At 59.2% G+C, this 13,589-nt stretch carries 11 protein-coding genes; all 11 read left to right on the top strand.

What is annotated here, in order from left to right; genetic code table 11:
• Positions 1–518: 518 nt before the first annotated feature.
• The 11 genes from leuO to mraY all read left to right on the top strand — a co-directional run bounded on the left by leuO (position 519) and on the right by mraY (position 13,587).
• The gene (leuO, locus tag ACK3SD_RS14610; RefSeq protein WP_481125954.1) at positions 519–1,454 is read left to right on the top strand and encodes a transcriptional regulator LeuO; all 936 of its coding nucleotides are present in this window, start codon (positions 519–521) and stop codon (positions 1,452–1,454) included.
• A 522-nt stretch (positions 1,455–1,976) separates the two neighbouring features.
• Complete coding sequence (gene ilvI / locus ACK3SD_RS14605) at positions 1,977–3,695, top strand: acetolactate synthase 3 large subunit (RefSeq protein ID WP_481125953.1); 1,719 nt, start codon at positions 1,977–1,979, stop codon at positions 3,693–3,695.
• 2 nt (positions 3,696–3,697) lie between these two features.
• Positions 3,698–4,189: an acetolactate synthase small subunit gene (gene ilvN, locus ACK3SD_RS14600; RefSeq protein ID WP_168195867.1), complete on the top strand. Its 492-nt coding sequence runs from the start codon at positions 3,698–3,700 to the stop codon at positions 4,187–4,189.
• Between the two features lie 254 nt (positions 4,190–4,443).
• Entirely contained in the window at positions 4,444–5,448 is a 1,005-nt protein-coding gene (gene cra, locus ACK3SD_RS14595; protein ID WP_137764275.1) for a catabolite repressor/activator, read from the top strand.
• Positions 5,449–6,159: 711 nt separating this feature from the next.
• Entirely contained in the window at positions 6,160–6,618 is a 459-nt protein-coding gene (gene mraZ / locus ACK3SD_RS14590; RefSeq protein WP_481125952.1) for a division/cell wall cluster transcriptional repressor MraZ, read from the top strand.
• A 2-nt stretch (positions 6,619–6,620) separates the two neighbouring features.
• Positions 6,621–7,562 carry a 16S rRNA (cytosine(1402)-N(4))-methyltransferase RsmH gene (gene rsmH, locus ACK3SD_RS14585; protein WP_481125951.1) on the top strand — a complete coding sequence of 314 codons (942 nt, stop codon included), beginning with the start codon at positions 6,621–6,623 and terminating at the stop codon, positions 7,560–7,562.
• Positions 7,559–7,879 carry a cell division protein FtsL gene (gene ftsL / locus ACK3SD_RS14580; RefSeq protein WP_137764272.1) on the top strand — a complete coding sequence of 107 codons (321 nt, stop codon included), beginning with the start codon at positions 7,559–7,561 and terminating at the stop codon, positions 7,877–7,879. The genes rsmH and ftsL overlap by 4 nt, the downstream gene beginning before the upstream one ends.
• A 24-nt stretch (positions 7,880–7,903) precedes the next feature.
• Positions 7,904–9,679 (top strand): peptidoglycan glycosyltransferase FtsI, encoded by a 1,776-nt coding sequence (locus ACK3SD_RS14575; RefSeq protein WP_481125950.1) that lies wholly within the window; start codon positions 7,904–7,906, stop codon positions 9,677–9,679.
• Positions 9,666–11,153: a UDP-N-acetylmuramoyl-L-alanyl-D-glutamate--2,6-diaminopimelate ligase gene (gene murE / locus ACK3SD_RS14570; RefSeq protein ID WP_481125949.1), complete on the top strand. Its 1,488-nt coding sequence runs from the start codon at positions 9,666–9,668 to the stop codon at positions 11,151–11,153. Before ACK3SD_RS14575 ends, murE begins: the two co-directional genes overlap by 14 nt.
• A complete protein-coding gene (gene murF, locus ACK3SD_RS14565; protein ID WP_481125948.1) occupies positions 11,150–12,511 on the top strand; it encodes a UDP-N-acetylmuramoyl-tripeptide--D-alanyl-D-alanine ligase in 1,362 nt (453 codons plus the stop codon). The genes murE and murF overlap by 4 nt, the downstream gene beginning before the upstream one ends.
• Positions 12,505–13,587 (top strand): phospho-N-acetylmuramoyl-pentapeptide-transferase, encoded by a 1,083-nt coding sequence (gene mraY, locus ACK3SD_RS14560; RefSeq protein ID WP_481125947.1) that lies wholly within the window; start codon positions 12,505–12,507, stop codon positions 13,585–13,587. The genes murF and mraY overlap by 7 nt, the downstream gene beginning before the upstream one ends.
• Positions 13,588–13,589: the final 2 nt, after the last annotated feature.

The raw sequence follows: 13,589 nt of genomic DNA, 5'->3' as shown, positions 1-13,589 counted from the left end.
AAGTGCGGCCAACGGAATCTTTGGCAAGATGGGGCAGGGGGTAAGATGCAGGAAAAGTGGCTGGTTGGCTGCTTTTTTTGATGCTCGTCATGGCTGCATTTGAATTTATATTTATCACCAAAATTTTAAGGTTATGCAAACTCATTATTATTTGTGATAGTCGCTATTTATATCATTGAAAATAAAGTTCTGATAAATCAACAGAATGACATCAATTTAATGTTGGCTTAAATCATTATTCTCATGTGGCTATGTTGTATGTCATAAGGTGATGTGGTCATATTGGCTCGAAAAATAAATGGGCATGATGGTTTTTGATTGTCTCTGCTTATTATTTCCTTATATCTATTTCCGCCCATCGTAATCAGTGGGCACATAAAAGAGACGCCGCTGTCGGCCTTTTCTCTGGTATTCCACGCCCCCGGCGATAACCGGTTGCGGCTATTCGCCGACGGGGGGTTAAGACGTCCTGCCCTGGCCGGCGGGTTATTAAAGTGGCCAGCTTATTGGAGTTAAATATGTCTGACTATGTTGCAGAAAAACCGGCTCATGATGTTCAATTGCGTAACGTCGATCTGAATTTATTAACGGTATTTGACGCCGTCATGCAGGTCCAGAATATTACCCGCGCCGCACAGAGCCTTGGCATGTCCCAGCCGGCGGTCAGCAATGCCGTGGCACGCCTGAAGCTGATGTTTAATGATGAGCTGTTCGTGCGCTACGGGCGCGGCATCCAGCCCACCGTGCGTGCACGCCAGCTGTTTGGCCCGATACGCCAGGCGTTGCAGCTGGTGCTGAACGAGCTGCCGGGCGCTGGCTTCGAGCCGGTCAGCAGCAACCGCACCTTTAACCTCTCCATCAGCAGCCCGCTGGATATTCGGCTGGCGCCCAAGATCTTCAATATCATCGGCAACGCGGCGCCCAACGTGCAAGTGCGGCTTACCTCCTGCTTTGATGAGAATATTGAGCACCAGTTGCGTTATCAAGACGTAGAATTTTTTATCAGTTATAAAAAGTTTGAAAAAGACGCCTTTTGCAGCGATGTATTATTTAATGATGAGGTGGTATTGGTCTGCTCCTCAACGCACCCCAATATTAAGGCGCTGAACAGCCGCGCGCAGTTTTTAAGTGAACGCCATGCGGTGGTCAATTTCTCACAGACCGGTTCATTTAGCTCGGAATTCTATAACGGCTCGGAAGCCCGGCGCACCATTGCCTATTGCGCCAATGACCTGAGCAGCGCGATGAATATTGTGTCACAGACAGAGATGATTACCCTGGCACCGCGCTGGCTGGCCTCGGAATATATGCAGATGCTCAATATTACCCTGCTGCCGGTCAACTGGATGGAGAACAGCATGAAGTGCTACCTGACGTGGCATGAGTCCGCTGACAAAGACCGCGCACACCAGTGGCTGCGGGCACTGTTGAACCAGTCCAAGTCCTCCCTGTAATCTCTTCCCGCGTGCTCCATCTCGGCCAGAAAGCGATTGATACTGGCGAGATGGGGCAGCGCAAACGATCATCCTGCGCCAACCGGCCCAAAAAAATGGCATCCCGCCAGCGGTGATAAACATGTTCCCTCCCTAAAACAGGGCGAGCCAGCTGCCACGAACAGATGGCCTCGCAGAGCCATTGCCCCACGGCGACCCGCGCCGCTCCCTTTTAGGGCTGCATCAGCGAGGTTATTTTTTTATATGATTTACTTCTGCCTTTGACTCACCCCGCCATATATTTCCCGAGCGCAAGCCGCATTCGATAGTGAATAATCTCTTTTCCCCCGCATGTCACAGCGTGGCGCTATTTTAGTGGCGCCGCACTGCCATTTTTGCCGTTTGCTTGCCCCAAATTCTGACGTTAAGGTAATCAGTTATATCCGAACAATAATAATATCGGGGCAATGCCCTCTTACCCACAGAGTGGCGGAGAAGGGATCTCCCCATTCAGTAATAAAAACAGCAGTCTGGAGGCAAGTCATGGAGATGTTGTCAGGAGCCAAGATGGTTGTCCGATCGTTAATCGATCAGGGCGTGAAGCATGTGTTTGGTTATCCCGGCGGGGCAGTGCTGGATATCTACGATGCCCTGCATACGGTGGGCGGCATTGACCACGTGCTGGTGCGCCACGAACAGGGCGCGGTACATATGGCGGACGGCTATGCCCGCGCCACCGGCGATGTGGGCGTGGTGCTGGTCACCTCCGGCCCCGGTGCCACCAATGCCATCACCGGCATTGCCACCGCCTATATGGACTCCATTCCCATGGTGGTGCTCTCCGGGCAGGTGCCCAGCTCGCTGATTGGCTATGACGCCTTCCAGGAGTGCGACATGGTGGGCATCTCCCGCCCGGTGGTGAAGCACAGCTTCCTGGTCAAGCGCGCGGAGGATATCCCTACCATCCTCAAGAAAGCCTTCTATCTGGCGGCCAGTGGCCGGCCCGGCCCGGTGGTGATCGACCTGCCGAAAGATGTGATGAACCCGGCGATCAAACTGCCCTACGCCTACCCGGAGCAGGTGACCATGCGCTCCTATAACCCGACGGTGCAGGGCCACCGTGGGCAGATCAAGCGGGCGCTCTCCACCCTGCTGGCGGCGAAAAAGCCGGTGATGTACGTCGGTGGCGGGGCGATCAACTCCGCCTGCCATCAGGAGCTGACCCAGCTGGCGGAGAAGCTGAACCTGCCGGTGACCAGTTCACTGATGGGGCTGGGCGCTTTCCCTGGCTCGCACCGCCAGAGTCTAGGGATGCTCGGGATGCATGGCACCTATGAGGCCAACATGTCGATGCACCATACCGACCTGATCTTTGCGGTCGGCGTGCGCTTTGACGATCGCACCACCAATAACCTGATGAAGTACTGCCCGGATGCCACGGTACTGCATATCGACATCGACCCGACCTCCATCTCCAAGACCGTCAATGCCGACATCCCGATTGTCGGCGATGCCCGCCAGGTGCTGACGCAGATGCTGGAGCTGCTGGATCAGGGCGACGCCACCCAGGAGCATGATGCGCTGCGCGACTGGTGGCAGATGATCGAACAGTGGCGCGCGCGCCACTGCCTCGCCTATGAGAAGGAGGGGAGCACCATCAAGCCGCAGGCGGTGATCGAGACGCTCTACCGGCTGACCGAGGGCAAGGCCTACGTCACCTCCGACGTCGGCCAGCACCAGATGTTCGCCGCGCTCTACTACAAATATGACCTGCCGCGCCGCTGGATCAACTCCGGCGGGCTGGGCACCATGGGCTTCGGTTTGCCCGCCGCGCTGGGGGTGAAACTGGCGCTGCCCGATGAGACGGTGGTGTGCGTGACCGGCGACGGCAGTATCCAGATGAATATTCAGGAGCTCTCCACCGCGCTGCAATATGGCCTGCCGGTGGTGGTGGTCAACCTGAACAATCGCTACCTTGGCATGGTGAAGCAGTGGCAGGACATGATCTACTCTGGCCGTCACTCCCAATCCTACATGGAGTCCCTGCCGGACTTCGTGAAGCTGGCGGAAGCCTACGGCCACGTCGGCATCGCCATCCGCACGCCGGATGAGCTGGAGAGCAAGCTGGCGGAGGCGTTGGCCGAGAAGAACCGGCTGGTGTTCGTTGACATCACCACCGACGAGAAGGAACACGTCTACCCGATGCAGATCCGCGGGGGCGGGATGAATGAAATGTGGTTAAGCAAAACGGAGAGAACCTGATTATGCGCCGGATATTATCGGTTTTACTGGAAAATGAATCGGGCGCGCTCTCGCGGGTGGTCGGGCTGTTCTCCCAGCGCGGCTATAACATCGAAAGCCTGACGGTGGCCCCGACCGACGATCCCACCCTGTCGCGCATGACCATCCAGACCGTCGGCGACGAGAAGGTGCTGGAGCAGATTGAGAAGCAGCTGCACAAGCTGGTGGACGTGCTGCGCGTCAGCGAGCTGGTGCAGGGCGCGCACGTCGAGCGTGAGATCATGCTGGTGAAGGTGCAGGCCAGCGGCCATGGGCGTGAGGAGGTGAAACGTTGCGCCGACATCTTCCGCGGCCAGATCGTGGATGTCACCGCCACGCTGTACACCGTTCAGCTGGCGGGCACCAGTGACAAGCTGGACGCCTTCCTCAACACGGTGCGTGAGGTGGCGGAGATTGTCGAGGTGGCGCGCTCCGGCGTGGTCGGCGTCTCACGCGGCGAGAAGATTATGCGTTAAGCCTTCATACCACAGACAAAATTGCAGCGCGGCCGGGCAGGGGATGCCCGGCCGCTTTTTTTTACGGCCTTGCTGATACCTTTCGGCAAAACACCTTGCTCTCCATCAGGGATTGGGATTAGATAACCGGAGGTTATTTATCCCGGTTATCTGGATCAGAGATCGATAACCCGTTGGGAAATAAAGGCACAGCGCCTTTCCTGCCTCCTTACAGGGAAGTGGCGGAATATTACTTCAAGCAATGAGAGGACGTCATGAAACTGGATGAAATCGCGCGGTTAGCCGGTGTTTCGCGTACCACCGCCAGTTATGTGATTAACGGCAAGGCGAAGCAGTACCGGGTCAGCGATAAAACCGTTGAGAAAGTCATGGCCGTCGTCAGGCAATATAACTACCACCCCAATGCAGTGGCTGCCGGATTGCGGGCGGGCCGTACCCGCTCCATTGGGCTGGTGATCCCTGACCTGGAAAATACCAGCTATACCCGCATCGCCAACTACCTGGAGCGTCAGGCGCGCCAGCGCGGCTACCAGCTGCTGATCGCCTGTTCGGAAGACCAGCCGGACAATGAGATGCGCTGCGTGGAGCACCTGCTGCAACGCCAGGTGGACGCGATCATCGTCTCTACCGCCCTGCCACCCGAGCACCCCTTCTACCAGCGCTGGGCGAACGACCCGTTCCCCATCATCGCCCTCGACCGGGCGCTGGATCGCGAGCACTTTGTCAGCGTGGTGGGGGCGGATCAGGAGGATGCCCAGATGCTGGCGAAAGAGCTGCGCAGCTTCCCGGCTGAATCGATCCTCTACCTCGGCGCGCTGCCAGAGCTGTCGGTCAGCTTCCTGCGCGAACAGGGCTTCCGTGAGGCGTGGCAGGGGGATACCCGCCGCATCGACTACCTCTATGCCAACAGCTTTGAGCGCGCCGCCGCCGGTGAGCTGTTCCGCAACTGGCTTGAGACGCATGAGATGCCGCAGGCGCTGTTCACCACCTCTTTCCCGCTGTTGCAGGGGGTAATGGATGTGGCGCTGGCACAGCAGGGCCGCCTGCCGACTGATTTGATTATCGCCACCTTTGGTGACAACGAGTTGCTCGATTTCCTGCAATGCCCGGTGCTGGCCGTGGCCCAGCGCCACCGTGACGTGGCAGAGCGGGTACTGGAGCTGGTGCTCGCCAGTCTGGATGAGCCGCATAAGCCGAAAACGGGCCTGACACGTATTCGGCGTACCCTCTACCGGCGCGGATCGCTAAATCGTAAATAATCGCAGGCGCAATTGATGCGCCTGACCCACTATCATGATTAATTATCTTCCGCTTCGCCTTTACGTTTTTTTACGCACTTGTAAAAAAGCTGTTTAAATTAGTTCAAAAAAAGCCTCTTTTAATATGTAAGAAATTAATTCAGCTTTATTTGGCAGAATTGAGATGAATCCGAAGGGAATGCCAATAAATGCCATGCGACCGGAAAAATATAGTCATCAATATTATTTGCTACATGGTAAAGCGGTATAACGCGGCAATAGGTTAATAAAAGCGAAAAAAGCGGGGCCATTGTGGTTATGGGCAAAGAAATCAACCTATTATTAGCCCCCTATGCGTATCAGGACAGGCAGCGTGCCCCCACGGCTGGCCGCGGCTGGGCGGAAAAAGTGGCGCTAGACGTCTAGCGAAGCGTAGTCAAAAGTGAGAGATTGATAGCAGAAGAATATGAGCAGTTATTTATTGCTCAATTTGACTTTTTTTTAATCTGTTATTAAGTGATGGCAAAAATTTCCTTAGCTAATCATGGCCTTAATTTTTATTGCCATGTCGTACCCTTCATGGGCAGTGAATTCCGCTCTGCTAACCTCCGAGAAATATTGCGAAACCGCCTCCGCGCTGGCTTGACAAGGTTTTCATACCCTCCGTAAACTCCTTTAGGTGGGAATTTGTGGGAGAAAGTGGTGAAAATGGTCATCAAGGGGTAGCGAACCATGTTCCGTGGGGCAACGCTTGTAAACCTCGACAGTAAAGGACGGCTCGCCGTACCCACCCGTTACCGGGAGATGCTGAACGAGAGTTCCCAAGGCCAGATGGTATGTACCATTGACCTTCACCAGCCCTGCTTGCTGCTTTACCCCCTGCCTGAATGGGAAGTCATAGAAAGAAAATTGTCCCGTCTGTCGAGCATGAATCCGACCGAACGTCGCGTGCAGCGTCTTCTTTTAGGACATGCCAGTGAGTGTCAGATGGATAACGCCGGGCGCTTGCTGATTGCCAGCACATTGCGCCAGCACGCCAGGCTCACCAAAGAAGTGATGCTGGTCGGGCAGTTCAATAAGTTTGAACTGTGGGATGAACAGACCTGGTATCAAAAAGTTAAGGAAGATATTGACGCTGAGCAATCGGGCCAGGGGCCGTTATCCGACCGATTACAGGATTTGTCATTATAAGCATGTTGGAAAATTACAAGCATAAAACCGTGCTGCTTGATGAGGCCGTCAACGGCCTGAACATTCGCAGCAGTGGCATCTACATCGACGGTACGTTCGGTCGCGGCGGTCACTCTCGCCTGATTCTGTCCCAACTTGGGCCGGATGGGCAACTGCTGGCAATCGATCGTGATCCTCAGGCCATTCAGGCCGCTGAATCCATTGCCGATCCCCGTTTTACCATCATACACGGCCCGTTCTCTGACTTGGCGCATTACGTGCGCGAGCGTGGGCTGGAGGGGAAAATTGACGGCATCCTGCTGGATCTGGGCGTCTCCTCCCCGCAACTGGATGACCCGGAGCGCGGTTTCTCCTTTATGCGTGACGGGCCGCTGGACATGCGCATGGATCCGACCCGCGGCCTCTCCGCGGCGGAGTGGCTGCAAAAGGCCGAGGCTGACGACATCGCTTGGGTGCTGAAAACCTTCGGCGAAGAGCGTTTTGCCAAGCGCATCGCGCGGGCCATTGTCGAACGCAATCGTGAACTTCCGATGACACGCACCAAAGAGCTGGCGGAGCTGATTGCTGCGGCCACGCCGATCCGTGATAAGCACAAACACCCAGCCACTCGCAGCTTCCAGGCCATCCGCATCTACATCAACAGCGAGTTGGAGGAGATTGAGCGTGCCTTGGAAGGGGCGCTGGAGGTGCTGGCACCGGGCGGCCGTCTCTCCATCATCAGCTTCCACTCGCTGGAGGATCGCATCGTCAAGCGCTTCATGCGCCAGCACAGCCGTGGCCCTCAGGTGCCAGCCGGCCTGCCGATGACCGAGGCGCAGTTGCGCGAACTGGGCGGACGCTCGCTGAAAATGATTGGCAAGATGATGCCTTCGGAGCCAGAAGTGGCCGAGAACCCACGCGCGCGCAGTTCCGTGTTGCGCTTCGCTGAGAGGACGGGCGGGTGATTGGCACCGAGCGGCATGGACTGGTCGGCGTTATCGGCGGCGACCTGCTGCGTCATGGCAAGCTTCCGGTCATCCTGCTGGTGTCGGTGCTGGTCTCCGCCGTTCTGGTGGTGACCACCGCCCACCGCACGCGCCTGCTGACGGCAGAGCGCGAGCAGCTGGTGCTGGAGCGGGACGCCCTCGACATTGAGTGGCGCAACCTGATTCTGGAAGAGAATGCCTTGGGCGATCACAGCCGGGTGGAGCAGATCGCGACCCAAAAGCTGCAGTTGCAGCATGTTGATCCTGCGCAAGAGAACATTGTGGTTAAACAATAATTTGAGGGAGCCGGTATACCGCGCATGAAAGCCACACGTGGAGTGAAGTTGAAACGCCAGGATGATCAGGCCAGCTTTGTCAGCTGGCGTTTTGCGTTGCTGTGTGGCTGCATTTTGCTGGCACTGGTCGGCCTGATGTTGCGCGTCGCCTACCTTCAGGTGATTAACCCCGACCGGCTGGTGCGCGAGGGCGACATGCGCTCCCTGCGTGTGCAGCAGGTGCCTACCGCGCGCGGCATGATCAGTGACCGTGCTGGCCGCCCGCTGGCGGTGAGCGTGCCGGTCAACGCCATCTGGGCCGATCCCAAAGAGCTGAATGAGCACGGCGGCATCACGCTCGACACCCGCTGGAAGGCGCTCTCCGACGCGCTCTCCATCCCGCTCGACCAACTCTCCACCCGCATCAACGCCAACCCGAAAGGGCGCTTTGTCTATCTGGCGCGTCAGGTCAATCCTGCCATCGGTGAGTACATCCACAAACTCAAGCTGCCGGGCATCTACTTGCGCCAGGAGTCGCGCCGCTACTACCCGGCCGGACAGGTCACCGCCCATGTAATTGGCGTGACCAACATTGATGGCAAGGGGATCGAGGGCGTGGAGAGCAGCTTCAACCGCTGGCTGACCGGCCAACCGGGCGAGCGCACGGTGCGCAAGGATCGCTACGGGCGGGTGATTGAGGATATCTCCTCCGTGGACAGCCAGGCGGCGCACAATCTGGTGCTCAGCATCGATGAGCGGTTACAGGCGCTGGTCTACCGCGAGCTGAACAACGCGGTGGCGTTCAACAAGGCGGAATCGGGCACAGCAGTGCTGGTGGACGTCAACACCGGCGAAGTGCTGGCGATGGCCAACAGCCCCTCCTACAACCCGAACAACCTGAGCGGCACCCCGCAGGAAGCGATGCGCAACCGCGCCATCACCGATATTTTCGAGCCGGGTTCCACCGTGAAGCCGATGGTGGTGATGACCGCGCTGCAACATGGTGTAGTACGTGAGAACAGCGTGCTGCAAACCCTGCCGTACCGAATCAATGGCCACGAGATCAAAGACGTGGCGCGCTACAACGAGCTGACCCTGACTGGGATCTTGCAGAAATCGAGTAACGTCGGCGTCTCCAAGCTGGCGTTAGCGATGCCCTCCTCGGCGCTGGTAGAGACTTACTCGCGTTTCGGGTTGGGAAAACCGACCAATTTGGGGCTGGTCGGAGAGAGCAGTGGCTTATATCCCCATAAACAACGGTGGTCTGACATAGAGAGGGCCACCTTCTCATTTGGCTACGGGCTGATGGTAACGCCGTTACAGTTAGCGCGTGTGTACGCCACCATCGGCAGCCTGGGCATCTATCGCCCGCTGTCGATTACCAAAGTGGACCCGCCGGTCTCCGGGGAGCGCGTCTTCCCTGAGCACTTGGTGCGTACCGTGGTGCATATGATGGAGAGTGTGGCACTGCCGGGCGGCGGTGGCACCAAGGCCGCGATCAAAGGCTATCGCATCGCCATTAAGACCGGTACGGCGAAAAAGGTCGGCCCGGATGGCCGATACGTCAACAAATATATTGCCTATACCGCAGGCGTCGCCCCGGCCAGCAACCCGCGCTTTGCGCTGGTGGTGGTGATTAACGATCCGCAGGCCGGGAAGTACTACGGCGGCGCGGTATCGGCACCGGTGTTCGGTGCCATCATGGGCGGCGTGTTGCGGACAATGAATGTGGAACCGGATGCCCTGATGACTCCCGGACCAGCCGGTGAGAAGGGTGATCTCGTAAACAACAAAAAAGAGGGTTCAGGTGGCCGATCGTAATTTGCGCGACTTACTCGCTCCTTGGGTGGCGAATGCCCCGGAGTGCGCGCTGCGGGAAATGACGCTGGACAGCCGCGTGGCGGCTGCCGGGGATCTGTTTGTGGCCGTGGTTGGCCATCAAGCGGACGGACGCCGCTATATCCCACAAGCCATTGCCCAGGGCGTGGCGGCCGTGATCGCGGAAGCGGACGGCGTGGCTGACAACGGTACGCTGGCGGAAGTGCATGGCGTGCCGGTGATCTACCTGCATAACCTTCACCAACAGCTGTCGGCGCTGGCCGGCCGCTTCTACCAGCAGCCCGGCGACGCGCTGCGCTTGGTGGGCGTGACCGGCACCAACGGCAAGACCACCACCACCCAGCTGCTGGCGCAGTGGAGCCAGGCACTGGGCGATACCAGCGCCGTAATGGGTACCATTGGCAACGGCCTGCTCGGGCAGGTGGTGCCGGCGGAGAACACCACCGGTTCCGCGGTGGATGTGCAGCAGGCGCTGCGCACGCTGGCAGACAAGGGCGCGACCTTCGCCGCGATGGAGGTCTCCTCCCACGGGCTGGTGCAGCACCGGGTCGCCGCGCTGCCGTTTGCCGCCGCGCTGTTCACCAACCTGAGCCGCGACCACCTCGATTACCACGGCGACATGGCCGGGTATGAGGCGGCGAAGTGGCTGCTTTTCTCTACCCATCAGGTGGGGCAGAAGATTATCAATGCCGACGACGCGGTCGGGCAGCGCTGGCTGGGCCAACTGCCGGACGCGGTGGCGGTCGCTGTCGAGCAGCCCCTGCCGGAAGGGTGGGCGGGCCGCTGGCTGGCGGCACGTGAGGTGCAGTACCACGATCAGGGCGTGCGCGTTGCCTTTGACTCCAGCTGGGGCGAGGGCGTAATGGAAGCGCGCCTGATTGGCGCATTCAACGTCAGCAACCTGCTGATGGCGCTGGCGACCCTATTGGCGCTCGGCTATCCGCTGGCGACGCTGCTCAAGGCCGCGCCGCAACTGCAACCGGTGTGCGGCCGCATGGAGGTGTTCACCGCCCCCGGCAAGCCCACGGTGGTGGTGGACTACGCCCATACGCCGGATGCGCTGGAGAAAGCGCTGGCGGCGGCCCGGCTGCACTGTAAAGGGCAGTTGTGGTGCGTCTTTGGCTGTGGCGGCGACCGTGACAAGGGCAAGCGCCCGCTGATGGGCGGCATTGCCGAGCAGTACGCTGACCGCGTGGTGGTAACGGATGACAACCCGCGCAGCGAAGAGCCGCGCGCGATTGTCGCGGATATCCTCAGTGGCCTGCTGGATGCTGGCCGCGCGCAGGCGATCCACGGCCGCACCGAAGCGGTCACCCATACCATCATGCAGGCCACGCCAGATGACGTGGTGCTGATCGCTGGCAAGGGGCATGAGGATTACCAACTGGTCGGCAACCGTCGGCTTGACTACTCCGACCGTTTGACGGTCGCCCGGTTGCTGGGGGTGATGGCATGATTCCCGTCTCCCTCAAGACACTGGCCGCGGTGCTGGACGCCGAGCTGATTGGCGCAGATTGCGAGATTGACGCGGTCGAGACCGATACCCGCAAACTGACCGCTGGCTGCCTGTTTGTCGCGCTGAAGGGCGAGAACCATGACGCCCATGACTTTGTTGATCAGGCGGTAATCGCGGGCGGCGCAGCGCTGCTAGTAAGCCGCCCGGTTGACGCCTCCGTGCCGCAGTTGCGGGTGGCGGACACGCGTATCGCCCTCGGCCAGCTGGCCGCGTGGGTGCGCAGCCAGATGCCGGCGCGCATCGTCGGCCTGACCGGCTCCTCCGGCAAAACCTCCGTGAAGGAGATGACGGCGACCATCCTGCGCGAGTGCGGCAACGTGCTCTACACCCAGGGCAACTTCAACAATGACATCGGCGTGCCGCTGACGCTGCTGCGCCTGAAGCCGCAGCACCAGTTTGCGGTGGTGGAGATGGGGGCGAACCACATCGGTGAGATCGCCTACACCACGGCGCTGGTGAAACCGGAGAGCGCGCTGGTCAATAACCTGGCGGCGGCCCACCTAGAGGGCTTCGGCTCGCTGGAAGGGGTGGCGATCGCCAAGGGTGAGATTTTCGATGGCCTGCCGCCGCAGGGCGTGGCAGTGATCAATGCCGACAGCCATGACGAGCCGCGCTGGGCACCTTCGCTGGCGGGCAAAACCGTCTGGCGCTTCTCGCCGCAGGCGGCAGAGGGCGTGGACTTCTATGCCAGCGACGTGCAGGTCGGGCAGCAGGGCACCACCTTTATGCTGCATACGCCGGTAGGTGAAGTGAGTGTTCGCTTACCTCTGCCGGGGCGGCACAACATTGCCAACGCGCTGGCAGCGACGGCGCTGGCGTTGTCAGTCGGCGCGTCGCTGGAAGCGGTGGCTCAGGGGCTGGCGAAGTTGCAGGCCGTGCCGGGCCGCCTGTTCCCGATCCCGCTGGGGGAGGGGAGGCTGGTGCTGGATGACAGCTACAACGCCAACGTCGGTTCCATGACCGCCGCCGCCCAGGTGCTCTCGGAGATGCCGGGCTACCGCGTGATGGTGGTGGGCGACATGGCTGAGCTGGGGGCTGACAGCGCGGCGTGCCACCGTCAGGTGGGCGAAGCGGCGCGGGCAGCGGGCATCGACAAAGTATTAAGCGTGGGGCGCGAGAGCCAATTGGTGAGTGATGCCAGCGGCTGTGGCGAACATTTCGCAGACAAAACAGCAGTGGTGGCCCGGTTAACGAGCTTACTGTCTGAACATGCGGTTATTACCGTTTTGGTTAAAGGTTCACGTAGTGCCGCAATGGAGCAGGTAGTACGCGCGTTACAGGAGAGTGCAACATGTTAGTTTGGCTGGCCGAACATCTGGTCAAGTATTATTCCGGCTTTAACGTCTTTTCCTATCTGACGTTCCGCGCCATCGTCAGCCTGCTTACTGCGCTGTTTATTTCACTCTGGATGGGGCCGCGCCTGATCGCCTACCTGCAAAAGTTGCAGATTGGCCAGGTGGTGCGTAACGACGGCCCGGAGTCGCACTTCAGCAAGCGCGGCACCCCGACCATGGGCGGGATCATGATCCTCACCTCCATCACCATCTCGGTGCTGATGTGGGCCTACCCCTCCAACCCCTATGTCTGGTGCGTGCTGTTTGTGCTGGTGGGGTATGGCATCGTCGGCTTTGTGGATGACTACCGCAAGGTGGTGCGCAAAAACACCAAGGGGCTGATCGCCCGCTGGAAGTACTTCTGGCAGTCGGTGATTGCGTTGGCGGTGGCCTTCGCGCTGTACACCATCGGCAAGGACACGCCAGCGACCCAGCTGGTGGTGCCGTTCTTCAAGGACATCATGCCACAGCTGGGGCTGCTCTATATCCTGCTCTCCTATTTCGTGATTGTCGGCACCAGTAACGCCGTCAACCTGACGGATGGGCTGGATGGCCTGGCGATCATGCCGACCGTCTTCGTGGCGGCCGGGCTGGCGCTGGTCTCTTGGGCGACCGGAAACATGAACTTCGCCAACTACCTGCATATCCCGTACCTGCGACATGCCGGTGAGCTGGTGATTGTCTGTACTGCCATCGTGGGGGCCGGGCTGGGCTTCCTGTGGTTCAACACCTATCCGGCGCAGGTCTTTATGGGTGACGTCGGTTCACTGGCGCTGGGCGGCGCGCTGGGCACCATCGCGGTGCTGCTGCGTCAGGAGTTCCTGCTGGTGATCATGGGCGGCGTGTTCGTGGTGGAGACGTTGTCGGTCATCCTGCAGGTGGGTTCGTTCAAGCTGCGCGGACAACGTATCTTCCGCATGGCGCCGATTCATCACCACTATGAACTGAAAGGCTGGCCGGAGCCGCGCGTCATCGTGCGCTTCTGGATTATTTCGCTGATGCTGGTGCTGATTGGCCTGGCGACGCTGAAGGTACGGTAATT

Source organism: Chimaeribacter sp. YP20170169 (assembly GCF_056739715.1).
This window is presented reverse-complemented; position numbering and strand designations above follow the sequence as displayed.

Coding starts and splice junctions, on each gene's coding strand:
- leuO (WP_481125954.1), top strand. CDS start 519: ATGTCTGACTATGTTGCAGAAAAACCGGCTCATGATGTTCAATTGCGT.
- ilvI (WP_481125953.1), top strand. CDS start 1,977: ATGGAGATGTTGTCAGGAGCCAAGATGGTTGTCCGATCGTTAATCGAT.
- ilvN (WP_168195867.1), top strand. CDS start 3,698: ATGCGCCGGATATTATCGGTTTTACTGGAAAATGAATCGGGCGCGCTC.
- cra (WP_137764275.1), top strand. CDS start 4,444: ATGAAACTGGATGAAATCGCGCGGTTAGCCGGTGTTTCGCGTACCACC.
- mraZ (WP_481125952.1), top strand. CDS start 6,160: ATGTTCCGTGGGGCAACGCTTGTAAACCTCGACAGTAAAGGACGGCTC.
- rsmH (WP_481125951.1), top strand. CDS start 6,621: ATGTTGGAAAATTACAAGCATAAAACCGTGCTGCTTGATGAGGCCGTC.
- ACK3SD_RS14575 (WP_481125950.1), top strand. CDS start 7,904: ATGAAAGCCACACGTGGAGTGAAGTTGAAACGCCAGGATGATCAGGCC.
- murF (WP_481125948.1), top strand. CDS start 11,150: ATGATTCCCGTCTCCCTCAAGACACTGGCCGCGGTGCTGGACGCCGAG.
- mraY (WP_481125947.1), top strand. CDS start 12,505: ATGTTAGTTTGGCTGGCCGAACATCTGGTCAAGTATTATTCCGGCTTT.